Origin of the sequence: Achromobacter veterisilvae, from assembly GCF_037619525.1 — a bacterium.
In the GTDB taxonomy this organism is placed as follows: domain Bacteria; phylum Pseudomonadota; class Gammaproteobacteria; order Burkholderiales; family Burkholderiaceae_B; genus Achromobacter; species Achromobacter veterisilvae.
In genome coordinates, this window is record NZ_CP148753.1 from 1,642,905 (window position 1) to 1,666,782 (window position 23,878).

Annotated in this window: 20 protein-coding genes; 14 read left to right on the top strand and 6 right to left on the bottom strand. The window is 67.9% G+C overall.

Features of this window, described 5'->3' with window-relative positions:
• Window positions 1–12 precede the first annotated feature (12 nt).
• Window positions 13–720 carry an ABC transporter ATP-binding protein gene (locus tag WHX56_RS07620; RefSeq protein WP_338880904.1) on the top strand — a complete coding sequence of 236 codons (708 nt, stop codon included), beginning with the start codon at window positions 13–15 and terminating at the stop codon, window positions 718–720.
• A gap of 1 nt (window position 721) precedes the next feature.
• Window positions 722–1,462: an ABC transporter ATP-binding protein gene (locus tag WHX56_RS07625; RefSeq protein WP_338880905.1), complete on the top strand. Its 741-nt coding sequence runs from the start codon at window positions 722–724 to the stop codon at window positions 1,460–1,462.
• A gap of 268 nt (window positions 1,463–1,730) precedes the next feature.
• On the opposite strand, the gene WHX56_RS07630 is transcribed toward WHX56_RS07625, so the two are convergent.
• The 6 genes from WHX56_RS07630 to WHX56_RS07655 form a co-directional block, all read right to left on the bottom strand.
• Window positions 1,731–2,693, bottom strand: a complete 963-nt coding sequence (locus WHX56_RS07630) for a Nudix family hydrolase (protein WP_338880907.1) — start codon at window positions 2,691–2,693, stop codon at window positions 1,731–1,733.
• Window positions 2,686–3,552, bottom strand: a complete 867-nt coding sequence (locus WHX56_RS07635; RefSeq protein ID WP_287751461.1) for an ATP-binding protein — start codon at window positions 3,550–3,552, stop codon at window positions 2,686–2,688. The genes WHX56_RS07630 and WHX56_RS07635 overlap by 8 nt, the downstream gene beginning before the upstream one ends.
• Window positions 3,553–3,644: 92 nt before the next feature.
• Entirely contained in the window at window positions 3,645–4,871 is a 1,227-nt protein-coding gene (gene argJ / locus WHX56_RS07640) for a bifunctional glutamate N-acetyltransferase/amino-acid acetyltransferase ArgJ (protein ID WP_338880908.1), read from the bottom strand.
• Window positions 4,872–4,992: 121 nt separating this feature from the next.
• The gene (locus WHX56_RS07645) at window positions 4,993–6,027 is read right to left on the bottom strand and encodes a hypothetical protein (RefSeq protein ID WP_129241568.1); all 1,035 of its coding nucleotides are present in this window, start codon (window positions 6,025–6,027) and stop codon (window positions 4,993–4,995) included.
• Between the two features lie 48 nt (window positions 6,028–6,075).
• A complete protein-coding gene (locus tag WHX56_RS07650) occupies window positions 6,076–6,570 on the bottom strand; it encodes a MarR family winged helix-turn-helix transcriptional regulator (protein WP_129241569.1) in 495 nt (164 codons plus the stop codon).
• 6 nt (window positions 6,571–6,576) lie between these two features.
• Complete coding sequence (locus WHX56_RS07655; protein ID WP_338880910.1) at window positions 6,577–7,464, bottom strand: alpha/beta hydrolase; 888 nt, start codon at window positions 7,462–7,464, stop codon at window positions 6,577–6,579.
• A gap of 224 nt (window positions 7,465–7,688) precedes the next feature.
• Here WHX56_RS07655 and WHX56_RS07660 point away from each other — a divergent pair, with 224 nt between their 5' ends.
• The 12 genes from WHX56_RS07660 (at window position 7,689) to WHX56_RS07715 (ending at window position 23,845) form a co-directional block, all read left to right on the top strand.
• Window positions 7,689–8,852: an ABC transporter substrate-binding protein gene (locus tag WHX56_RS07660; protein WP_129241571.1), complete on the top strand. Its 1,164-nt coding sequence runs from the start codon at window positions 7,689–7,691 to the stop codon at window positions 8,850–8,852.
• A 195-nt stretch (window positions 8,853–9,047) separates the two neighbouring features.
• Window positions 9,048–9,968, top strand: a complete 921-nt coding sequence (locus WHX56_RS07665; RefSeq protein ID WP_129241572.1) for a branched-chain amino acid ABC transporter permease — start codon at window positions 9,048–9,050, stop codon at window positions 9,966–9,968.
• 2 nt (window positions 9,969–9,970) lie between these two features.
• Window positions 9,971–10,933: a branched-chain amino acid ABC transporter permease gene (locus WHX56_RS07670; protein WP_338880911.1), complete on the top strand. Its 963-nt coding sequence runs from the start codon at window positions 9,971–9,973 to the stop codon at window positions 10,931–10,933.
• The gene (locus WHX56_RS07675; RefSeq protein WP_338880912.1) at window positions 10,930–11,697 is read left to right on the top strand and encodes an ABC transporter ATP-binding protein; all 768 of its coding nucleotides are present in this window, start codon (window positions 10,930–10,932) and stop codon (window positions 11,695–11,697) included. Before WHX56_RS07670 ends, WHX56_RS07675 begins: the two co-directional genes overlap by 4 nt.
• Window positions 11,697–12,401: an ABC transporter ATP-binding protein gene (locus WHX56_RS07680; RefSeq protein ID WP_129241575.1), complete on the top strand. Its 705-nt coding sequence runs from the start codon at window positions 11,697–11,699 to the stop codon at window positions 12,399–12,401. The genes WHX56_RS07675 and WHX56_RS07680 overlap by 1 nt, the downstream gene beginning before the upstream one ends.
• Window positions 12,402–12,632: 231 nt before the next feature.
• Window positions 12,633–14,621, top strand: coding sequence for a biofilm regulation protein phosphatase SiaA (gene siaA, locus WHX56_RS07685; RefSeq protein WP_338880913.1), 1,989 nt, complete (start codon window positions 12,633–12,635; stop codon window positions 14,619–14,621).
• A 22-nt stretch (window positions 14,622–14,643) separates the two neighbouring features.
• Window positions 14,644–15,183: a biofilm regulation protein kinase SiaB gene (gene siaB, locus WHX56_RS07690; RefSeq protein WP_338880914.1), complete on the top strand. Its 540-nt coding sequence runs from the start codon at window positions 14,644–14,646 to the stop codon at window positions 15,181–15,183.
• Window positions 15,184–15,220: 37 nt separating this feature from the next.
• The gene (gene siaC / locus WHX56_RS07695; protein WP_129241578.1) at window positions 15,221–15,598 is read left to right on the top strand and encodes a biofilm regulation phosphoprotein SiaC; all 378 of its coding nucleotides are present in this window, start codon (window positions 15,221–15,223) and stop codon (window positions 15,596–15,598) included.
• Entirely contained in the window at window positions 15,595–16,392 is a 798-nt protein-coding gene (gene siaD / locus WHX56_RS07700; RefSeq protein ID WP_129241579.1) for a biofilm regulation diguanylate cyclase SiaD, read from the top strand. Before siaC ends, siaD begins: the two co-directional genes overlap by 4 nt.
• 52 nt (window positions 16,393–16,444) lie before the next feature.
• Complete coding sequence (locus tag WHX56_RS07705; protein ID WP_244235049.1) at window positions 16,445–19,021, top strand: sensor domain-containing protein; 2,577 nt, start codon at window positions 16,445–16,447, stop codon at window positions 19,019–19,021.
• A 1,684-nt stretch (window positions 19,022–20,705) separates the two neighbouring features.
• Window positions 20,706–23,057: a bifunctional salicylyl-CoA 5-hydroxylase/oxidoreductase gene (locus WHX56_RS07710; protein WP_129241581.1), complete on the top strand. Its 2,352-nt coding sequence runs from the start codon at window positions 20,706–20,708 to the stop codon at window positions 23,055–23,057.
• On the top strand, window positions 23,054–23,845 hold the full coding sequence (locus WHX56_RS07715) for an SDR family NAD(P)-dependent oxidoreductase (protein ID WP_129241582.1): 792 nt from the start codon (window positions 23,054–23,056) through the stop codon (window positions 23,843–23,845). Before WHX56_RS07710 ends, WHX56_RS07715 begins: the two co-directional genes overlap by 4 nt.
• Window positions 23,846–23,878: the final 33 nt, after the last annotated feature.

Below are 23,878 nucleotides of genomic sequence, written 5' to 3' on the forward strand. Positions count from 1 at the left end.
CGGGAGCCGGACATGCTGAAAGTCACGAATCTCAAGAAGCGCTTCGGCGGGCTGGTCGCTTTGCAGGGCGTCGACCTGGAGGTGCCGCGCGGCTCCATCCTGGGCGTCATCGGCATGAACGGGTCGGGCAAGACCACCATGCTCAACTGCATCAACGGCATCTACACGCCGGACGAAGGCCGCATCGAACTGGACGGCCGCGACATCGCCGGCCGCCAGATCCACGAGGTGGCCCGGCTGGGCGTGGGGCGCACTTTCCAGGTGCCGCGCATCTTCCGCCAACTGAGCCTGCTGGACAACTTGGACGTGGCCCAGCAGCAGGCGGGCCGCGGCGCCGACGAACGCTATGCGCAGTCCGAGTACTGGCTGCACAAGGTGGAACTGCACCGCCTGCGGCACAACTACGCCGAGGAACTGTCTGGCGGCCAGCAGAAACTGGTGGAGCTGGCGCGCATCATGGTGGCGCGGCCCAAGGTGGTGCTGCTGGACGAACCCTTCGCGGGCGTCAATCCGGCGCTGGCCCAGTTGCTGATCTCGGTGATCCGCGAACTGCCGACCGAACACGATTGCTCGGTGGTGCTGGTGTCGCACGACCTGACGTCCATCTACCAGCTATCGCACCACATCATCGTGATGAACGAAGGCGCGATCCTGTGCGAGGGCGAGGCCGACCGCGTGCGCGCCGACCCGCGGGTGGTCGAAGCCTATCTGGGAGCCTGACATGAGCACGCCTATCATCGCGCTGGAGGACGTGACGGTCGCCTACCACGGCGACATCACCATCCTGAACCGCATCAACGTCCAGGCGCGCGCGGGCAAGGTCACCGGCGTGATCGGCCCCAACGGCGCGGGCAAGTCCACGGTGCTGAAGACGCTGTTCGGCTTCCTGCCGCCGCGCACCGGCCGCATCACGCTGCGGGGCGAAGATATCAGCGCGCAGCCTTCGCACGAGCGGGCCGGCCACGGCGTCGCGTTCGTGCCGCAGCACCGCAGCCTGTTCGGCGAACTGTCGGTGCACGACAACCTGCTGCTGGGCTGCTGGCCGTTCCGCGGCGACAAGGCGCGGGTGCGCCGGCGCATCGATTCGGTCTACGACCGCTTCCCCATCCTGGCGCAGAAGCGCAACGACCCCGTGTCCAGCATGAGCGGCGGGCAGCAGCGCTTCGTGGAGTTCGGCCGGGCCTTGCTGATCGAGCCTTCGGTGATCCTGCTGGACGAGCCGACCGCGATGCTGGCGCCGAAGATATCCAAGGAAATCTACGGCCTGATCCGCGGGTTCGCCGACGAGGGCATGACGGTGGTGCTGGTGGACCAGAACGTGCGCCGCTGCGCGGAGGTGTCCGACTATATGTATATCCTGGAACTGGGGCGCAACAAGGCCGAGGGCGGCCGTGAGTCCTTCGAGGACGGCGGCGGCCTGCGGGAGATGGTCGCTTCGTGGATGGACTACAAGATCGATTGAGGTGTGGCTGCGGCAGGTATCTGCGAAAGTGCCGCAGGTGTCTGACACCCGTACGAGATGCCGCAGGTGTCTGACACCCCTACGGCAAGGCGTTTCAGGCTTGAGGCAGCGCTTCCGGGTGTCTGACACCCCGGAGGGAAGACGTTGCCGCCACGGTGGGTGTCTGACACCCGGAAGCGTCTCTTCAAGCCGCGCCGTCATCTCGTACGGGTGTCAGACACCTGCGTCATCTCGCAGGGGTGTCAGACACCGACCTTACCGGAACGATTCAGAGCAAGCCGCGTATGCCCGCGATGCCGTGCGCGCCGTGGCGCAGCGCGGCCGACAGCGTGCTGCTCGATTGGCCGCCCAGCGCGAACACGGGGATGCCCGCGTCGCGGTTGCCGGCGACGAATCCTTCCCAGCCCAGCGTGGGGGCGCCCGGGTGCGACGCCGTTTCCAGCACCGGGCCCAGCACCGCGAAGTCCGCGCCGATTTCGCGCGCGTGCACGACTTCGGCGTTGTCGTGGGCGGACACGCCCACCAGCGCCCCGGCGGGCAGCGCCGGGCGGGCGGTCAGGCGGGCCGCGTCGGCCCCGCGCAGGTGCACGCCGTCGGCTTCCTTCCACCATGCGGCGGGATGGACGCTGTTGACCAGCAGGCGGGCGCCCGCGGCGCGGCAGCGCTTCAGCACGGCCTGCAGCACTTCATGCAGCGAACTGGCGCCCACGCCGTCCGGCCATTGCGGTTCGCGCAACTGCACCAGTTTCACGCCGCGCGCGAGCGCCGCGTCCAGACGGCCCAGGAACGCGGGCACGCCGGCGCGCGAGCCGATGCTGCTGATGCCGTAGGCGTTGGGCAGTTGCAGCCAGCGCAGCGGCGGCAGCGTGGCGGGCAGCAGGTCGCCCACCGATGCCGCCTGGGCGGGATCCACCCATTCCAGGCGCTGGTTTTCCAGGCTGCGCGGTTCGCCTTCCCAGCCCGTGACGTGGCAGAACGCCAGGCGCACGGTGGTGTGCGGGTAGGCGTGCACGTAGGTGACCCAGGGGCGCGACTGCGTGACGCGGATGCCGATTTCTTCGTGCAGTTCGCGCGCCAGCGCCTCCAGCACGGTTTCGCCCGGTTCGAGCTTGCCGCCCGGCAGTTCCCACCAGCCGGCCCAGGGCTTGCCTTCCGGGCGCTGGCCCAGCAGCAGCATGCCGTCCGGGCGCAGGATCAGGCCGGCCGCGACGTCGACGATCTTCTCAGACATGCCGGGCCGCCCAGTCGCGCGCGAATTGGTAGGCCACGCGGCCCGAGCGCGAGCCGCGCTCGATCGTCCATTGCAGGGCCTCGGTGCGCGAGGGCTCGATCTGCGCTTCCGGGCAGCCCAGCTCGCGCAGCCAGTGGTAGACGATGTCCAGGTAGTCGTCCTGCTTGAAGGGATAGAACGACAGCCACAGGCCGAAGCGCTCGGACAGCGAGATCTTTTCCTCGACCGTTTCGCCGGGGTGGATCTCGCCGTCGGGCTGGTGCTTGGCCGCCAGGTTCTCGCTCATGTATTCCGGCATCAGGTGGCGCCGGTTGGAGGTGGCGTAGATCAGCACGTTGTCGCCGGAGGCGGACACCGAGCCGTCCAGCACCGACTTCAGCGCCTTGTAGCCGGCCTCGCCTTCCTCGAAGGACAGGTCGTCGCAGAACACGATGAAGCGTTCGGGCCGCGAGGCCACCAACTCGACGATGTCGGCCAGGTCGCCCAGGTCGGATTTGTCGACTTCGATCAGGCGCAGGCCGCGGTCGCCGTAGGCGGCCAGCATGGCCTTGACCAGCGAGCTCTTGCCGGTGCCGCGGGCGCCGGTCATGAGCACGTTGTTGGCGGGCTTCTTTTCGATGAACTGCAGCGTGTTGCGGTCGATGATGGCCTTCTGGCGCTCGATGTGCTGAAGGTCTTCCATGTCGATGCGCGCCACGTGGCGCACGGCGTCCAGCCAGCCGCGCGAGCCGCGCTTGCGCCAGCGGAAGGCGTGGGCGCTCCAGTCGATTTCGGGCGGGGCGGGAGGAAGCCAGGCTTCCAACTGGGCCAGCACGCGTTCGGCGCGCTGGATAAGGGTGGAAAACTCGGTTGCGGTCACGTCTCAAGTCCTGGGGAGGGAGGTGTCTGACACCCAATGCGATACCCGTCGAGCCTGAAGCTCATCTACAGGGTGTCAGACACCTGTTTATCTTATGAGCGGTAGTCGGCGTTGATCGACACGTACTCGTGCGAGAAATCGCAGGTGTAGACCGTGTCGCTCACCTGGCCGCGGCCCAGCGCGATGCGCACCAGGATCTCGGCCTGCTTCATCACGCGCTGGCCGTCGGCTTCCTGGTAGGCGGGGTTGCGGCCGCCGTCCTTGGCCACCAGCACGTCGTCCAGCCACAGGCGGATCCCGGAGACGTCCAGGTCGTCGATGCCGGCGTAGCCCACCGCGGCCAGGATGCGGCCCAGGTTGGGGTCCGACGCGAAGAAGGCGGTCTTGACCAGCGGCGAGTGCGCCACGGCGTACGCCACCTTCAGGGCTTCCTCGGTGTTGCCGGCCTCTTCGACGCGGATGGTCATGAACTTGGTGGCGCCTTCGGCGTCGCGCACGATCTTGGTGGCCAGGTCCAGCGCGGCGGCCGCCAGGGCCTCGCGCACCGCGGCGTAGGCGGCGTCGGATTCGCTATTGACGTTGACGCCCGACTTGCCGGTGGCGGCGATGATGAAGGAGTCGTTGGTGGACGTGTCGCCGTCGACGGTGATGCGGTTGAACGAGGCGTCGGCGATTTCGCCGGCGAGTTTGCGCAGCAGCGGCTGGGCGATGCCGGCGTCGGTCGCCAGGAAGCTCAGCATGGTGGCCATGTTGGGGCGGATCATGCCCGCGCCCTTGCTGATGCCGGTAAAGGTGACGGTCTTGCCTTCGATCCGGACCTGGGCCGAGTAGATCTTCGGCAGCGTGTCGGTCGTCATGATGCCGTGGGCGGCGCTGGCCCAGCGGTCGACGCCGAGGTCGGCGATGGCGCGGGGCAGGCCGGCGACCAGGCGGTCCAGCGGCAGCGGCTCCAGGATGACGCCGGTGGAGAACGGCAGGATCTGGGCGGCGGGCAGGCCCAGCAACTGGCCCAGCGCCGCGCAGGTGTCCTGGGCCTTCTTCAGCCCTTCCTCGCCGGTGCCGGCGTTGGCGTTGCCCGTGTTGATGACCAGCGCGCCGATGGGGCCGCCGGCGGCCAGGTGGGCCTGGCAGACCTGCACGGGGGCGGCGCAGAAGCGGTTGCGCGTGAAGACGCCGGCGACGCTGGTGCCTTCGGCCAGGCGGAATACCGTCAGATCGCGTCGGTTGGCTTTGCGGATGCCGGCCTCGGCGACGCCGATTTCAACGCCGGCAACAGGAAAAATTTCGGACTCGGAGGGGATCTGCAGGTTAACGGCCATGACTTCGTCTCATGAATGAGCAGGACGGAATCGCCGCCAGGCGAGGCGGCGCGCGGGGGAAAGCTTCGTATTATCCCACCGGTTCGGGACCGGCGACGTTACACGTCGCGGGACGCGCCCGTCAGGGGCCGATCCGCATGGCCGCCACGTCCAGCACGCCGGCCTCGCGGTTGCCGAATACGCCGCGCACGGCGCCGTCGGGCGCCTGCAGCACCGATTTGCCGGCGGGCACGTCGTCGCCGCCGGCGCGGCGCGCCGAGCGGCCGCGCGACGGGGAAAACAGCAGGTCCCCCGCCTGGGCGCCCGGCAGGGCGGGATTGGCGGCCAGCACCCGCGTGCCCGGCGGGTAGGTCATGTCGCCCAGGACGGTTTCACGGGCCAGCAGGCCTTCGAAGCCCAGCATGCGGCGCTGGCCGTCCAACTGCATGTCCACCTTCAGCAAGGGCAGGCGGTCGACGTCCAGGGCGTCGCTGCCTTCGGTGCGCAGCAGCCAGCGCGGCGCGTCCCCGGCCGCGCCGGGCGCGGGGGCGGCGGCGATGACCTTCAGCCAGGCGCCCGCGGGCACGGGCTGCTGGTCCAGGGTATTGCCGACGGCCAGGTGGCAACTGGCGAACCGGGGGTGCCCGTCCCGCAAGACGAATTCGATCCGGTGCCCGTGCGCGCACAGCCAGCCGTCCAGCGCCTGGTCGCGCTCGATCTCCACCGACAGGGTCTCGGCCTGCTTGTCGTGGGCGGCATAGCGGAACAGGCGCGACGCCGCGATGCCGAGGATGGGGGCGGGGTGCGCCGCGGGAAAGACGGCGCGGTCGAACGAGGCCAGGTCGCCCGGCGCGGCCAGGCGGAGTTCGGTGCCGGCGGGCATCTCCACGCCGGCCAGCCGCGTGGGCTGGGCCAGGACGGTCTTGCGGCCGGCGTCGGCCTCGGCGTCGCGCTGGGCCGAGAACCACAGGCTGAGCTGCTGGTAAGGAAAAATGGCGCCGACGACGGCGAGGAACGCCATCAGGGCGGTGCCGGTGCGGCGGTGGCCGCCCAGCCAGTGGCGGGCGCTGCGGGTCGTGGCCAGGACGGCCAGCCAGGTCAGCAGTGTGGCGAGGCAGGCCAGCGAAGCCGCCATCAGCACATAGAAATTACCGCCAGGAAGGGAAACCGGAATCATGGCGGCAATTATGCGCCAAACCGGCGGGCGGTTTCAGCGCGGACGGGTTCAGCTTTTGGCCGACGCCGAACGGGTGGCCACCACCTGCAGCTTGAGTTCGCCCAGGGCCTGGAACAGCGCGTTGCGGGTGGCCTCGGGCAGGTCGCCGAACATGGACTTGACCCAGGACTCGTGGGCGCGCGCCATGCGGGCGAAGCTCTTCCTGCCCAGCGGGGTGAGCTTGATGAGCGAGCTGCGGCGGTCGGATTCGACCTTGGCGCGCACGACCAGCCCTTCTTTTTCGAGCTGGTCCGTGATGCCCGTGATGTTGCCGTTGGTGACCATCATGTGGCGCGACAGTTCGCCCATCTTCATGCCCTTGGGCGCGCGCTGCAATTGCGCCATCAGGTCGAAGCGGGGCAGGGTCGTGTCGAACTCGTTGCGCAGGCGGCTGCGGATCTCGCTTTCGACGAGATTGGCGCAGGTCAGCATGCGCAGCCACAGGCGCAGGGCTTGGTGATCGTCCGGCGCGGCGCGGGATTCCAGGTCGGGGGCGTTGATCATGGTTCGTTACCGGGAATGAGGGGCGGGCGCCAGACCCATCTGATCGAAGATGGCGCGGGTCAGCGGGCTCTGGGGATCGTTGAGGGTCAGCACGATGTCGTAATGGTTCGTTCCGGGCATCGGCACATAGTGCCCGGGAAAGCCGCGCTCGCGCCAGGCGGCGAGGTAGTCGTCGCTCTGGCGCTTGAATTCGGCGGTCTCGGTTTCGCCGTAGCTGACCACCAGCGGGCAGCCCGTCTGCGGCAGGTGCAGGGCGGGGCTGTTGCGGATGGCGTCGGCCTCGCTCATGCGCATCCATTCGTTGATGTGGGTGTGCACCAGGGGGCGCAGGTCGAACAGGCCCGACAGCGGGGCCGCGCCGCGGATCACGTCGGGCGGGACCTCGTAGCCGGCATGCCAGCCGCCGGACAGCAGCGCGCCGGCCAGGTGCCCGCCGGCGGAGCTGCCGCAGATGTGGATGCGCCCCGGGTCGCCGCCGTATTCGGCGATGTGGCGGTGGATCCAGGCCAGGGCGCGCCGGTTCTGGTCCACGATGCGGTCCAGCGTGACGGCCGGCGCCAGCGAGTAGTTCACCGCCACGACGACGGCGCCGGCCCGGGTGAACGCCGGGGCCATGCCGCTGGAATCGCTCTTGGACAGCAGGCGCCAGTAGCCGCCGTGGATGAACACGAACACCGGCGCGCCGCGCGCGCCGCCGCCGGCCGGGAAGATGTCCAGCGATTCGTCGGCGTGGTCGCCGAAGGGCACGTCCAGCGCGCAGTCCAGCGTGCGCCGCGCCTCGGCGCTGTCTTCGGCGTACTTCTTGAGTATCGGCTGGATGTCGGGTACTGTCGCGCGAGCGTTGTACTGAACGTCCAGTCCGGCGCGGTCGTAGTTGCGGTAGAGCGTGGCCATGGCAGTCGCTATTGGGAAACCCCGTTGGTAAAAACCCTAGACTTGTTTTGGGGGATACTTTAAACCTAAACTATGAACCACGCCAGCTTTCCCTATGACAAGGGGATCGGGTAGCCCAGGACGGCGGCGCGACGGCGCCGGCAGGCCGGGCATAGAAGTCTTTCGAATCGCACCCTCATCAAGAAGAACACCCTCTGCGCGGCTCGCGCACGGAGCACACCACCATGCGTTTGATCACTTCCCTTCTGGCCGCCGCCGCCCTGGTTCCGGCGCTGGCCAGCGCCGACACCATCAAGGTCGGCATCGCCAACGACATTTCCGGCCCGTTCTCGGCCCTGGGCGCCGAAGCCCGCGACGGCTTCAATCTGGCCATCAAGCAACTGGGCAGCAAGCTGGGCGGACAGCCCGCCGAATTCGTGCAGACCGACATGGGCGGCAACCCCGACCAGGCCCGCCAGCTCGTCACGCGCTACATCCAGCGCGACAAGATCGATTTCTTCACCGGCCCCATCGGCTCGAACGTGGCGCTGGCGGTCGGCCCCGCGCTGTTCGCCGCCAAGGTGCCCTATCTGTCGAACAACCCCGGCCCCAGCCAGTTCGCCGGCGCGCAATGCAACGCCTACTGGTTCGGCACGTCCTACCAGAACGACGCCTTCCACGAAGCGGCCGGCAAGGTCGCGGCCGACCGCGGCTTCAAGAAGATGTTCATCATGGCCCCCGACTACCCGGCGGGCAAGGACGCGCTGGCCGGCTTCAAGCGCGGCTACAAGACCGCGCCCGGCGACGAGGTCTACACCAAGCTCGGCCAGATCGACTACGCCGCCGAACTGGCGCAGATCCGCGCGGCCAAGCCCGATGCCGTCTACATCTTCCTGCCGGGCGGCATGGGCATCAACTTCGTCAAGCAGTTCGTGTCCACCGGCCTGGCCCAAAGCGTCAAGCTGATCGGCCCGGGCTTTTCGGCCGACGAGGACGTGATCCAGGCCGTGGGCGATCCCATGCTGGGCATGTACAACACGGCGCAGTGGGCGCACGACCTGGACGTGCCGCAGAACAAGGCCTTCGTCGAGGCCTTCCGCAAGGAATACAACGGCCGCTACCCCTCGGTCTACGCCGCGCAGTCCTATGACGTGATCATGGCCATGGACGCCGCCGTCAAGCAGGCCGGCGGCAAGGCCTCGGACCGCGCCGCCATCATCAAGGCGCTGGAAACGGCCGACTACCCCTCGGTGCGCGGCAGCTTCACCTACGGCAAGAACCACTATCCGATCCAGTCCTACTACCTGCGCGTCGTCGAAAAGGACGGCAGCGGCCGCGTCACCAACAAGCTGGTGGGCAAGGTGTTCGACAAGTACCAGGACGTCTACGTCGGCGACTGCAAACTGTAGAGGGTGGGGCCCACCCCCGCAGCGCTGCGCGCTTCCCCCTCAAGGGGGCATGCCTGCGGACCGGCGAAGCCGGCTCCGCGGCATCCGGATCGGGTGACACCAGTGCATGCGCCGCGCGTGGTGGGCAATTAGATTGGCTTTGGTGATTTGACCGCGAGCTAGGCCATCGGCAATTCGCGGCAGGGGGAAGTCTTCATGACGTTTACGCTGATCGTCGAGCAATTGCTGAACGGTCTGCAGTTTGGGTTGATGTTGTTTCTGATCGCGGCCGGGCTGACCCTGGTGTTCGGCATCATGGACATCATGAATCTGGCTCACGGCTCGCTCTACATGGCCGGCGCCTACGTGGCCGCCGAAACCATGCAGCGCACGGGTTCATTCACTGCCGCCGTCCTGGTGGCGGCCGTCGCCACCGGCCTGGTCGGCGTGGTGCTGGAACTCGTGCTGATCCGCCGCCTGGCGCTGCGCGACCACCTGGCCCAGGTGCTGGGTACCTATGCCGTCATCCTCATCGCCAATGACCTGGTCAAGATGATCTGGGGCCCGGCCCCGGTCATGCTGAACATGCCGGCCGCGCTGTCCGGGCCCGTGCGCCTGCTGCCCGACCTGCTCTATCCCGCCTACCGCCTCATGATCATCGTGTTCGGCGTGGCCGCCGCGGCGGGGCTGTACTGGTTCGTGACGCGCACCCGCGCCGGGGTCCTGGTGCGCGCCGGCGCGTCCAACCGCCAGATGGCCACGCTGATGGGCGTGCGCGTGCCGATGCTGTTCCTGGGCGTGTTCGCGCTGGGCGCCATGCTGGCCGCCGTGGCCGGCGCCCTGCTGGGGCCGATCACCTCGGTGCAGGTGGGCATGGGCGAGGAAATCCTGATCCTGGTGCTGGTGTGCATCGTCATCGGCGGCATCGGCTCGATCCGCGGCGCCTTCGTCGGCGCGCTGCTGGTGGGCATGGTGGACACGGCGGGGCGGGCCTTCCTGCCCATGCTGCTGCGCCAGGTCTTTTCTCCGGCCGTGGCTTCCAGCGTCGGGCCGACGCTGGCGGCCATCGCCATTTACGTATTGATGGCGGCGGTGCTGGTGTTCCGTCCGTCCGGTCTGTTTCCGGCGCGGGGTTGACTGTGAAATCCACAATTTGGACCGTGATCCTGCTGGCCGCGCTGGCGGTGTTTCCCCTGGTGGCGCCGGCCCTGGGCCTGGACTTCTATATTTCCTTCGTGCGGCGCGTGCTGATCTATGCGCTGGCCGCGACCAGCCTGAACCTGATCCTGGGCTACGGCGGCATGGTGGCGCTGGGACATGCGGCCTTCTTCGGCGCGGGCGCCTACGCCGTGGGCATCCTGGCCATGGCGGGCGTCACCTCGGCGGCCATCGTGTGGCCGGCGGCCATGCTGCTGGCGGCGGTGCTGGCCTGCGTCACCGGGGCGATCTCGCTGCGCACGCGCGGCGTGTACTTCATCATGATCACGCTGGCGTTCGCGCAGATGCTGTTCTACATCTTCATCTCGCTGCGCCAGTACGGCGGGGAAGACGGGCTGAACCTGCCGGGCTATTCCAGCCTGCCCGGCATCGACCTGGCCGACGACACCAGCTTCTACTATCTGGTGCTGGTCCTGTTCGCGCTGATCATGTGGGTGTTCGGGCGCGTGGTGGCCTCGCGCTTCGGCACGGCCCTGCAAGGCATCCGCGAGAACGAGTCGCGCATGGAATCCATGGGCTACCCGGTCTTCCGCATCAAGCTGACGGCCTTCACCCTGAGCGGCGCCGTGGCCGGGCTGGCCGGCGCGCTGCTGGCCAACCACAACCTCTTCATTTCGCCCAGCCTGATGCACTGGACCCAATCGGCCAACCTGCTGATCATGGTGCTGGTGGGCGGCATCGGCCTGCGCTATGGCGGCGTGGCGGGCGCCGTGGTGATGCTGACGCTGGAGGAAGTGCTGCGCCTGTGGACCGAATACTGGCACCTGCCCCTGGGCGTGCTGCTGCTGTGCGTGGTGTTCGGCGCGCCGCGCGGCCTGGTCGGGCTGTTCGGCCCGATGTTCGGCGGCCGCGCCGCCCCGCAATCCGGCAAGGTGGGATCATGAACGCTTCCGTAACCCCGGCCCTGCGGGCGTCGGGGCTGGTTCGCCGCTTCGGCGCGCTGGTCGCCACCGACAATGTGTCGCTGTCGCTGAATCCCGGCGAGATCCATGCCCTGATCGGCCCCAACGGGGCCGGCAAGTCCACGCTGATCCACCTGCTGTCCGGCACGCTGTCGGCCGATTCGGGCACGCTGGCCGTGGGCGGCCGCGACGTCACGGGCATGAACGCGCACCAGCGCGTGTCCGCCGGCCTGTCGCGGTCCTACCAGATCACCAATATCTTCAAGCAGTCCAGCGTGCTGGACAACCTGGTGCTGGCGGTGCAGGCGCACGCGGGCAGCAGCCTCCGCTTCTGGAAGCCGCGCGCGGCCGAATCCGCGCTGTACGAACAGGCGCGCGAACTGGCGCGGGAATGCGCCATCGACGCCAGCCTGCTCGGCCGCCCGGCCGGCACCCTGCCGCACGGCGAGCAGCGCAAGGTGGAGTTCGCGCTGGCGCTGGCCGCAAGGCCCAGCGTGCTGCTGCTGGACGAGCCCATGGCGGGCATGGGGCCGGACGAGACCGTCCGCCTGACCGAACTGATCGAATCCATGCGGGGACGCGCCGCCATGCTGTTGGTCGAACACGATATGCAGGCGGTGTTCCGCCTGGCCGACCGCCTGTCCGTGCTGGTGTACGGCCGGGTCATCGCGACGGGAACGCCGGACGAAATCCGCGCCATCCCCGAAGTGCGGCAAGCCTACCTGGGCGACGAGGAGACCGTCTGATGCTGACCATCGAATCGGCCAAGAGCGGCTACGGCGCCAGCCAGGTGCTGTTCGGCGTGGACCTTCAGATCGGCGCGGGCCAGGTCGTGACCCTCCTGGGCCGCAACGGCATGGGCAAGACCACGCTCCTGCGCACCCTGTTCGGCCAGTTGCCCCTGCGCGGCGGCAAAATCCAGTTCGCGGGGAAGGACATCAGCGGCTGGAGCCCGGACCGCATCGCGCGGGCCGGCATGGCCATCGTGCCGGAGGGGCGGCAATGCTTCCCCAACCTGACGGTGCGCGAGCACCTGACGGCCTTCGTGGCGGCGCGCAATCCCGACATCGGCGCGCCCTGGACGCCGGAGCGGGTGTTCGAACTGTTCCCCCGCCTGCACGAGCGCGCGCGCAACATGGGCAACCAGCTTTCGGGCGGCGAACAGCAAATGCTGGCCATCGGACGGGCCCTGGTCACCAATCCGCGGCTCCTGATCCTGGACGAGGCCACCGAAGGCCTGGCGCCCAAGATCCGCGAGGAAATCTGGAACTGCCTGGCGCGGCTGCGCCAGGCGGGGCAGACCATCCTGGTCATCGACAAATATGTCGAAAGGCTGCTGAGCCTGGCCGACCGGCACGTGATCCTGGAGCGCGGCAAGGTGGTGTGGACGGGCGACTCCCAGGCCCTGGACGCCGATCGCGGCCTCTGGGAACGCTACCTGGGCGTGTAGCGGGAAAGCCTCAATCGGGGCGGCCGCCCGCGGGCCGCGTTGATATAAACCGCAATAAATCGCCATTTACATTGCAACGCTGCAACTTATGGCGTCCCGGGCGATGACACGCGTCTTCGCCTGTTTCAATTGGATCCACTGTTATCTACACTTGTCGCGCCGGACGTGCCGCGTGGCGCGCCGGCGACAGGCGCATGCCTCATCTTATTCAAGTTGTCAGGAAGACTTCGCATGGCGAAATGGGGTTTGCGCAGAAAATCATTGATGGCGCTGTTGCTGGCGTGCCTGGTCGCCCTGGCGCCGGCGGCCTTGATCGGATGGCAGGTGCTGGACGGGGTCAGGGAACACTTCGGGCGGGCCTTCGCCGACAATTTCACGCAATTGAACCGCCAGCGCATCCTGGCGCCGGTGTCGCGCGAACTTGCCCTGTCCCTGCGGCTGGCCGATAGCGAGGTCACGCGCCGCTGGCTGCGCCAAGAAAGCGACCCCGCCGCCCGCGAGCTGTTCTTCCGCGAAGCCGACGGCTACCGCCGGGACCTGCTGGGCCGAGCCTATTTCATCGCCAGCGCCGCCTCCGGCAACTACTACTTCAACGACGACCAGCCCCTGTCCGAGGCGCCGCGCTACACGCTGAGCAGGACCGCCGCCGACGACGGCTGGTTCTACCTGACGCTGAAGTCCCCCGCCAAGTACAACATCAACGTCAATCCTGACCTGAAGCTGAAGACCACGAAGGTCTGGATCAACGTCCAGGTGCGCGACGGCGACCGGGTCCTGGGCCTGACCGGCTCGGCCCTGGACGTGGGCGGCTTCCTGAGCGACTTCGTCAACAGCGGCCAGCCGGGCGTCACGCCCATCATCGTCGACGAGGAAGGCGCCATCCAGGCGCACATGGACCCCACGCTCATCGCCTACAACTCGGGCGCGGGCGGCGCGGACAGCGGCCGCGGCAGGGTGTTCAACCTGCTGGACGGCGGGGAAGGACGGGACGGGCTGGCCGCCGCCATGAAGGCGGCCCAGGCCGACCCGCAGTCGGTGCAATCCGCCTGGGTGGCGATGGACGGCATCCGGCAACTGGTCGCCGTGGCCTACATGCCCGAACTGCACTGGCACGTGCTGACCGTGGTGGACCTGGGCGCCGCGCGCGTGCTGGATACGGACTGGCTCTGGCCGGCGGCGATCGGCCTGGTGGTGCTGTTCGCGGCCATGCTGCTGTGCTTCGGGTACGCCGTCGAGCGGCTGATGCTGCGTCCCTTGCGGCGCCTGCAGCAGTCGGCCCGGGCCATCGCCGACGGCAGCTACGACGTGCGCCTGCCGCCGGGCGGCCAGGACGAGATCGGCGATCTCAGCCGCGCCTTCGGGGTGATGGCCGACAAGGTGCGCCAGCACACGGCCGAACTGGAAACCAAGGTGCGCGAGCGCACGTCCGAGCTCGAGGACGCCAACCGCGCCATGGCCGCCGCCCACAAGAAGATCGACGATTCCATCGACTACGCCAGCCTGATCCAGCGCGCGATCCTGCCGGACCGCCAGTTGACCCAATCGCTGGGCGCGCACCATTTCGTGCTGTGGAAGCCGCGCGACGTGGTCGGGGGCGACTTCTACGTGTTCCGTTCCGACGGCGCCAACTGCCTGCTGGGCATCATGGACTGCGCCGGCCACGGCGTGCCCGGCGCTCTGATGACCATGCTGGCCCGCGCCGCGATCGACCTGGCGATCGCCGAGGTCGGGCCGGCCGACCCGGCGGCCATCCTGGGCCGCACCGACAGCGCGATCCGCGCCATGCTCGCGGACGCGCAACTGCCCCGGGCGCTGGCCACCAACACGGATGCGGGCCTGGTATATATTGACCGCCACGCCGGCCGGCTGCTGTACGCCGGCGCCAAGATCAGCCTGTATGCAAGCAACGGCGAGATCCTGCGCGAGGTGCCCGGAGGCAGGCGCGCGCTGGGAGACAAGCGCACCGAGGTGTACGAAAACGTCGAACTGAAAATGGAACCCGGCTGGACCTATTACCTGGCCACGGACGGGTTCCTGGACCAGGCCGGCGGAGAGCATGGCTTCGGTTTCGGCAACACGCGTTTCGCCGGCATGCTCAAGAGGCACGCGCGCCGGCCGTTAACTGAACAGGCGACCGCTTTTACCCAGGCGCTGGCCGAGTACCAAGGCGGGCGACCGCAGCGTGACGACATCACTTTGCTGTCGTTCCGTTTCGAATAAACGTTATCAGGGCGTAACCCTCATGAATGCCTCCGATCTCTACGCACTGGGCGAACGATTCAACCAGAATCGCACGTTGCTGTGCTTCAACGGACCCATTTCCCGCAGCCTGATCGAGGAAATCGGCAATGCGCTCAAGAACTACCTGAACGCCGAGCATGCCCGGCCGGCGGAAGCCATGGACGTGTTCTCGGTCTATATCGAAATGATCCAGAACATCCGCCAGTACGCCGCGCTGAACGGCGACGTGGACGCGTCGGCCACCGTGGTGATCGGCCGCCGCGACGACAGCCGCTACGTGGTGTCCGCGGGCAACCTGGTCAAGGACGAGGACGGCCAGCTCCTGGTTGCGCGCATCCGGGAACTGGCGGCGCTGGACAAGCCCGCGCTGAAGGTCGAATACAAGCAGCAGCTACACAAGCCACGCACCCCGGGCGTGGCCTCGGGCGCGGGCCTGGGGCTGATCGACATCGCCCGCCGTGCCGGCGCTCCGCTGGAAGCCAGCCTGACTCCCGCCGCGGGGGCGGGGCAGGCCTTCTTCAGCCTGAGCGTCGTGATTTGAAGGCGCGCGCACCCACGCAATATTTTCGGAGCAATTGATGAAAGACCTGAACATTCCCGGGACCCAGTCCACGCCCGCCATCGCCGCCGATGCCGCCGCCGGCGTGCTGGCGATGCGCGGCGACTCCTATCCCGAGAATTCCTTCGAACTGTTCGGCCCGGTCATCGAGTGGGTCGAGGCCTACCTGCTGGGCGGCGCGGCGCCGCTGAGGCTGGAACTGGAACTGCTCTACCTGAACACCAGCAGCATCAAGTCCGTCATGGATATTTTCGATCTGCTGGAGGCGGCGCACGGCAAGGGCCGCGAGGTCAGCGTGACCTGGTACTACGACATGCGCAACGAACGCGTGGGAGAACTGGCCGAGGAATTCAAGGAAGACTGCACCTTTCCCTTCTCGGTCGTCGGCCGCCAATGAAATCGGACGCCGCCCAACTGGACCAACGCATCGCCGCGCTGCTGGCGGACCCTGCCTATGCGGGCCATCCGCTGCGCGAGGCGCTGGACGCGCTCTGGCGGCACACGGCGGACCAGATGGCGCGCATCGAACGCGTGACCCAGTTGTCGGACGCCTACCAGAGCATGGCGCACGAGCGCGAGCTGGGCCTGTATGACCGCTTCGACCGGCAGCTTCGCAGGCTGACCCGCATCGCGCGGATCTCGGACCACTACCAGAGCATGATGCGCGACCTCAACGTCGCGCTGCTGGAAACCTCCAACCGCGATCCGCTGACCGGACTGCTGAACCGCCGCGCGCTGATGGAAATGATCAAGCAGGAGGTCCACCGCGCCTCGCGGGGCGGCGAGAGCTTCGTCGTGGCCATGCTGGACGTGGACCACTTCAAGGCGGTCAACGACCGTTACGGCCACGAAACGGGCGACCGCGCGCTGGTCGAACTGGCCGGGGTGCTGGGCAAGAACCTGCGCGAATACGACCTGTGCGGCCGCTGGGGCGGCGAGGAGTTCCTGGTGCTGCTTCCCAATACCCAGTCCGAGGCGGCGCAGCGCGTCATGGACCGGCTGGTCGGCGCCGTGCGCTCCCTGACCATCGCCGCGGGCGACGGGGTCTTGAGGCTGACGGTCAGCATAGGCATGGCGTATCACCAGTTGGGAGAGACTTTTTCGGAGACGCTCAGCCGCGCGGACCAGGCGCTGTACCTGGCCAAGCAGGACGGCCGCGACCGTGTCGCGCTGGGCTTTCCCAAGCGCTGAATGGAACCGGATCATGAAACCGGATCCGCTGTCATCCGGCATGGAGCCCCATATGCTTGATTCTCATCCAGGCCTTTCCGCCGCGGGGCCCCAGGGCGCCGCCTGGAGCGCGGGCAATTACCTGACGTCGATGGATCGGGCGTTGCTGCTGTTCGACTTCGACGTGGCCGGCTTCCTGTCGAACGCCAATGAAAATTTCCTGGCCGCGGTGGAGTATTCCCGCGAAGAGGCCCTGGCCCTGCGCCACGACATGCTGTGCGACAGCCTGGACGAAGGCAAGGGCATCGTCGGCGGCGAACAGGTCTGGGCGCGGCTGCTGGGCGGCGGGCATTTTTCGGGCACCTGCCGCTACCGCACGAAGGCGGGCGGCTTCCTGTGGATCGAGGCCACGTACCTGCCCATACGCGATGAAGCCGGCGAGGTCGCGCGCATCACGGTCATTTCCCGGCGCTCCATCGCGGACGCCGAGCGCCAGGAGGAGATCCGCCTCCTGCTCCTGGGCATCAACGAAACCGGCAACGCCGTCGCGGTGTCGGGGCGGGACGGCCGCGTCGTCTACGTGAACGACGGCTTCCAGCGCATGCTGGGATTCTCCCGCGGCGACGCGGTGGACCAGGAACTGGGCGAACTGCTGGCCGGCGGCAGGCAGGACGGCGGCACGCGCGAAGAGCTGGACCGCCGCATCGCCTGCCGCGAGGGCTATCACAAGGACGTGCTGGTCTACGACCGGGCGGGGCGGCCGCTATGGGTGTCCGTGATGGCCAACTCGGTGTTCGACGACCGCGGTGCGCTGGTCAACATCGTGGACGTGCTGACCGACATCACGCCCACCAAGGTGCACGAGGTGCTGCAACGCCGCGTGCTGCAGGCCATGGTCAACGAGGCCTCGGTGGTCGAGGTCATGAACATGGTGTGCCGCGAAGTGGAGCGCCTGGCGCCCGAAGTGGCGGCCAGCGTGCTGCGCGTGGACGACGCGGGCCTGTTGCGGCCGCTGGCGGCGCCCAGCCTGCCCGCCGCCTACGCCGACGCGCTGGACGGCGCGGCCATCGGTCCGCAAGTGGGCGCCTGCGGCACCTCCGCCTTCCTCGGCCGGCCCGTCATCGTGCCGGACATCGCCACCGATCCGCTGTGGGACGGGTATCGCGACCTGCCGCTGCCGGAGGACATCAAGGCGTGCTGGTCCTCGCCCATCAAGTCCAGCGACGGCAGGGTGATCGGGACGTTCGCCTTCTATTTCCGCGAACGCCGCCTGCCCGACGACTTCCACCATCGGCTGGTGGACGTCTGCGTGTACCTGTGCGCCCTGGCGCTGGAGCGCGAAGAGGCCCGCGCCCGCATCCGCCAACTGGCCTTCTACGACGAGCTAACGGGCCTGCCCAACCGCAACCTGCTGCTGGCGCAGGCCGAGCAGGCCATCGCGCGCGCCGAACCCGAGCGCAAGCGCGTGGCGGTGCTGTTCCTGGACCTGGACCGCTTCAAGCAGGTCAACGACACCCTGGGCCATCCCATCGGCGACGCCTTGCTGCGCGACGTGGCCCAGCGCCTGCGCCGGCTGGCGCGGGCGAGCGATATCGTGGGCCGCCTGTCGGGCGATGAATTCGTGATGCTGATGCCGGACTTCGAGCACGGCCGCCTGACCGCGGCGGCCGAGCACGTCCTGGTGGCGCTGGCCCAGCCGTTCTCGGTGGGCGGCATCACCCTGAACCCGTCGGTCAGCATCGGCATCAGCGTGTTTCCCGAGAACGGGCGCGACATGGACACGCTGCTGCGCCACGCCGACATGGCGATGTACCAGGCCAAGACGGCGGGACGCAACCGCATTTCCTTCTTCAGCGCCGAGATGAACCGCCAGGCGCAGGAACGGCTGGCGCTGGAAGCCGCCCTGCGCGACGCGCTGGAGGCAAAGGCGCTGCGCCTGCACTACCAGCCGCAGGTCGGCCTGAAGAACGGCACCCTGTACGGAGTCGAGGCGCTGGCCCGCTGGCGGCATCCGACGCTGGGCGACATTTCCCCCGCGCGCTTCGTGCCCCTGGCCGAGGAGTGCGGGCTGATCGGCGGCCTGGGCGACTGGGCCCTGCGCGAGGCGTGTTCGCAATTGGCGGTCTGGCGCGGCAAGGGCCTGCGGGTGCCGTCGGTGTCGGTCAATCTGTCGGCGACGAACTTCCACAACCTGAACCTGCCTCGGATGATAGAAGCCATCCTCGCGGAGTTCGGCCTGGCGCCGGCGGACCTGATGCTGGAGATCACCGAAGGCGTGGTGCTGGACGCCACGGCCGGCACCCTGCGGACGATCGCCGAGCTGCACCGGTTGGGCGTGCGCCTGTCGATGGACGATTTCGGGACCGGCTATTCCAGCCTGGGACACCTGCGCCGCCTGATCGTCGACGAACTGAAGCTGGACCGCAGTTTCGTCCAGGGGCTGGAAAGCGACGACGCGGCCCGCGCGCTGACCAGCGCCGTCATCCGCATCGGCGAGAGCCTGAGCCTGCCGGTCGTGGCCGAGGGCGTGGAGAACGAAGAGCAGCGCCGGTTCCTGATCGAACAGGGATGCGCGGCCGGGCAGGGGTTCCTGTTTTCGCCGCCGTTGCCGGCGGATGACCTGGAAGAGTGGTTACGGGGGAGGCCGTAGGGGTTTGGTTTTTGCGGCGATTTGTTTGGGTTCTTGAGGCGTCTGTCGGTTCTTGAGACGCCCGTCGCGTCGGGGCCTGGGGCGCGCGGGTCAACGATTGCGGTCCGGAGCCTTCGCTCCGGACTTCCCCCTTGTCATCCTCGTCCTCGCCTTCGGCGACTCCTTCGGATTCCCTCGGGCTTATCGACTCCCCGCGCACCCCAGGCCCCCGACGCGCCGGGCTCTTTCAGTTGCAATCTGACGTTCGCTGGGACGGGCGGCGTGCTTAGGGTTCTTGCCGCGGGTGGGGTGGTGGTGGAGTATCTTGCGATGCCCGCCCCATGCCGGCCGCGCGGGCGGCCTCGTGGGGCTTACGTGGCGTCTTGCGGTTGATGATGACGCTGCGCGCTGTTGGGGGGAGATATGCCAGGTGTCAGACACCCATACGAGATAACGGCACGGCTTGAAGAGGTGTTGCCGGGTGTCTGACACCAATCGCGGGCAATGGGATCTTGGTCGGTGTCAGACACCCGGGAAGATTGCGTCAGCGCCCACCGTCATCTCGTACGGGTGTCTGACACCTGGCCCTCGTGGAGTATCTTGCGTCGCCCGCCCCATGCCGGCCGCGCGGGCGGCTGCCCTAGGGCGCTTACGCGGCGTCTTGCGGTCGGCGATGACGCTGCGCGCTGTTGGGGGGGAGATATGCCAGGTGTCAGACACCCATACGAGATAACGGCACGGCTTGAAGAGGTGTTGCCGGGTGTCTGACACCACCCGAGGGCAATGGCATCTCCGTCGGTGTCAGACACCCGGGAAGATTGCGTCAGCGCCCACCGTCATCTCGTACGGGTGTCTGACACCTGGCACTCGTGGAGTATCTTGCGTCGCCCGCCCCATGCCGGCCGCGCGGGCGGCTGCCCTAGGGCTTACGCGGCGTCTTGCGGTTGGCGATGACGCTGCGCGCTGTCCTATGGCCAGGTGTCAGACACCCGTACGAGATAACGGCACGGCTTGAAGAGGTGTTGCCGGGTGTCTGATACCAACCGCGGGCAATGGGATCTCGGTCGGTGTCAGACACCCGGGAAGATTGCATCAGCGCCCGCCGTCATCTCGTACGGGTGTCTGACACCTGGCACTCTAGACACCCGGCTCCCTTGAGGCACCCGGCGCTCCGTCGGGAGCCTGGCGCGCGCGGGTCAACGATTGCGATCCGGAGCCTTCGCTCCGGCCCCCCCCTTCGTCATCCTCGTCCTCGCCTTCGGCGACTCCTTGATGCCAGGTGTCAGACACCCGTACGAGATAACGGCACGGCTTGAAGAGGTGTTGCCGGGTGTCTGACACCAACCGCGGGCAAATGGGATCTTGGTCGGTGTCAGACACCCGGGAAGATTGCGTCAGCGCCCGCCGTCATCCCGTATGGGTGTCTGACACCTGGCACTCTGGACACCTGGCTCGCTTGAGACACCCGGCGCTCTCACATCAGCAGAGAGCGCCGGACGGGCGGCACAAGAACCCTCCCCCCCAACAGCAAGCAATCCAAGTTCGTCCCCATTTAAAACCCAAACCGATCTAGATACTTTCCCCATTTGCAACCCTCCCCCGTCAGGTATATATTTCAAGCCTAAACTATCAAGGTTTAAATCTCTGCGGCCCCCAGCTCCCGGAACATCGAGCGGTTGTCGCGTACCACGGAGCGTATACGGCAATGAAAATAGCCTGCATCGGCGGCGGCCCCGCCGGCCTGTATTTCGGTCTGCTCATGAAACTGCAGAACCCTGGCAACGAAGTCACCGTGATCGAGCGCAACCGCCCGTACGACACCTTCGGCTGGGGCGTGGTGTTCTCCGACGCCACCATGCAGAACCTGCGCGACGCCGATCCCGTTTCCGCCCAGACCATCGGCGACGCCTTCAACCACTGGGACGACATCGACATCCACTTCAAGGGCCGCAGCATGCGCAGCAGCGGCCATGGCTTCATCGGCATCGGCCGCAAGAAGCTCCTGAACATCCTGCAGGCGCGCTGCGAGGAAGTGGGCGTCAAACTGGTGTTCGAGAACTTCGTCCAGGACGACCAGGCCATCGCCCGCGAATACGACGCCGACCTGGTCATCGCCTCGGACGGCATCAACAGCCAGATCCGCACCCGCTACGCCGACACCTTCCATCCCGACATTGACCAGCGCCGCTGCCGCTTCGTCTGGCTGGGCACCAAGAAAGTGTTCGATGCCTTCACCTTCGCCTTCGTCCAGACCGAACACGGCTGGTTCCAGGCGCATGCCTACCGCTACGAAAACGGCATGTCCACGTTCATCGTGGAAACGCCCGAGGAAACCTGGCAGGCCGCCGGCATCGAACAGATGAGCCAGGAGGAGGGCATCGCCTACTGCGAAAAACTGTTCGCGCCGTGGCTCGACGGCAATGCGTTGATCAGCAACGCGTCGCACCTGCGCGGCTCGGCCATCTGGATCCGCTTCCCGCGCGTCATCTGCAATACCTGGGTCCACTGGAACACGCTGGAAACCGCGCGCGGCCAGCGCCGCGTGCCGGTCGTGCTGATGGGCGACGCCGCCCACACCGCCCACTTCTCCATCGGCTCCGGCACCAAGCTGGCCCTGGAGGACGCGATCGAGCTGGCGCGCTGCCTGAGCGGCGCGGAAGGCAGCGTGGAGCACGGCCTCAAGCACTACGAGGAAGTGCGCAGCGTCGAAGTTCTGAAGATCCAGAACGCCGCCCGCAACTCCACCGAATGGTTCGAGAACGTGGCGCGCTACGCCGACCTGGAGCCCGAGCAGTTCGCCTATTCGCTCCTGACCCGCTCGCAGCGGATCTCGCACGAGAACCTGCGGCTGCGTGACCCCGCCTGGCTGGAAGGCTTCGAGCGCTGGATCGCCGAGCACGCGGGCGCCGCCCCGGCGCCGGGCGAGCGTCCGGCGCTGCCCATGCTGACGCCCTACACGGTGCGCGGCGTGCGGCTGAAGAACCGCATCCTGGTGTCGCCGATGGCCATGTATTCCTGCGCCGACGGCGTGCCGGGCGACTTCCACCTGGTGCACCTGGGCGCCCGCGCCATGGGCGGCGCCGGCCTGGTCATGGTGGAAATGACCTGCGTGTCGCCGGACGGCCGCATCACCCCGGGCTGCCCCGGCATGTGGAATGACGAGCAACGCCAGGCCTTCACCCGCATCGTCGATTTCGTGCACGGCAACAGCGACGCCCGCATCGGCATACAGTTGGGCCACGCCGGCCGCAAGGGCTCCACGCAACTGGGCTGGCAGAAGATCGACCACCCGCTGGCCGAAGGCAACTGGCCGCTGGTCTCGGCGTCCGCCCTGCCGTACATCGAAGGCGTGTCGCAGACGCCGCGCGCCATGACGCGCGCCGACATGGACGAGGTGCGCGACAACTTCGTCGCCGCGGCGCGCCGTGTCGGGCAGGCCGGTTTCGACTGGCTGGAGCTGCACTGCGCCCACGGCTACCTGCTGTCCAGCTTCATTTCGCCCCTGACCAACCATCGTACCGACGAATACGGCGGCAGCCTGGAAAACCGCCTGCGCTTCCCGCTGGAGGTATTCCGCGCCGTGCGCGCCGTGTGGCCCGAGAACAAGCCCATGTCGGTGCGGATCTCCGCCAGCGACTGGGTCGAAGGCGGCATCACGGCCGACGACGCGGTGGAAATCGCGCGCCATTTCAAGGCGGCCGGCGCCGACATGATCGACTGCTCGTCCGGCCAGGTCAGCAAGGAAGAAAAGCCGGTCTACGGCCGCATGTTCCAGACCCCGTTCGCGGACCGCGTGCGCAACGAGGCCGGCATCCCCACCATCGCGGTGGGCGCCATCTTCGAGGCCGACCACGCCAACGGCATCATCGCCTCGGGCCGCGCGGACCTCTGCGCCCTGGCGCGTCCCCATTTGGCCGACGCCTCCTGGACGCTACGCGAAGCGGCGCGGGTGGGCTACCGTGACGTAACGTGGCCGAGCCAGTACTTCGCCGGCAAGCGCCAACTGGAAACCAACTTCGAACGCGCCGCCGCCATGGCGCAACTGGACATCAAATGAACGCAACCCCGCTTCCCCTGGCCGGGCGCCACGCCCTGGTGACGGGCGGCGCCCGCGGTATCGGGCTGGCCTGCGCCCGGGCGCTGTTGCAGCGCGGCGCCCGCGTCACGCTGCTGGGCCGCGACGGCGCGGCCCTGGACGCCGCGGCCGACAGCCTGGCCCGCCTCGGCCAGGTGCAGGCCGTCAGCGCCGACATCGCGGACGAGGCCTCGGTGCGGGCCGCCTTCGCCCAGGCCGAAGCGGAGTTCGGGCCGGTGCTGGTGCTGGTGAACAATGCCGGCCAGGCGGTCAGCGAACGCTTCGACCGCACGGACTCCGCCTTGTGGAACTCCATGATCGCAGTCAACCTGACCGGCACGTTCCACTGCATCCAGGCCGCCTTGCCCGGCATGCTGAAGGAAAAATGGGGGCGAGTCATCAACGTGGCCAGCACCGCCGGCCTGGTCGGCTACGGCTACGTCAGCGCCTATTGCGCGGCCAAGCACGGCGTGGTCGGGCTGACCCGGTCGCTGGCGCTGGAGACCGCGCAGAAGGGCGTCACGGTCAATGCCGTCTGCCCCGGTTACACCGAAACCGACATCGTGCGCGGCGCGGTCTCGAACATCGTCGACAAGACCGGCATGACCGCGGAAGCGGCCCGCGCCAAGCTGGCCGAACGCAACCCGCAAGGCCGCCTGGTGCAGCCCGAGGAAGTGGCCGAGACGGTCGCCTGGCTGGCGCTGCCGGCCTCGGCCTCGGTCAACGGCCAGGCCATCGCCGTCGACGGCGGCGAAGTGATGACCGGCTGAGGCCGGCGCTCCACCCACCCTGAAGATCCACGA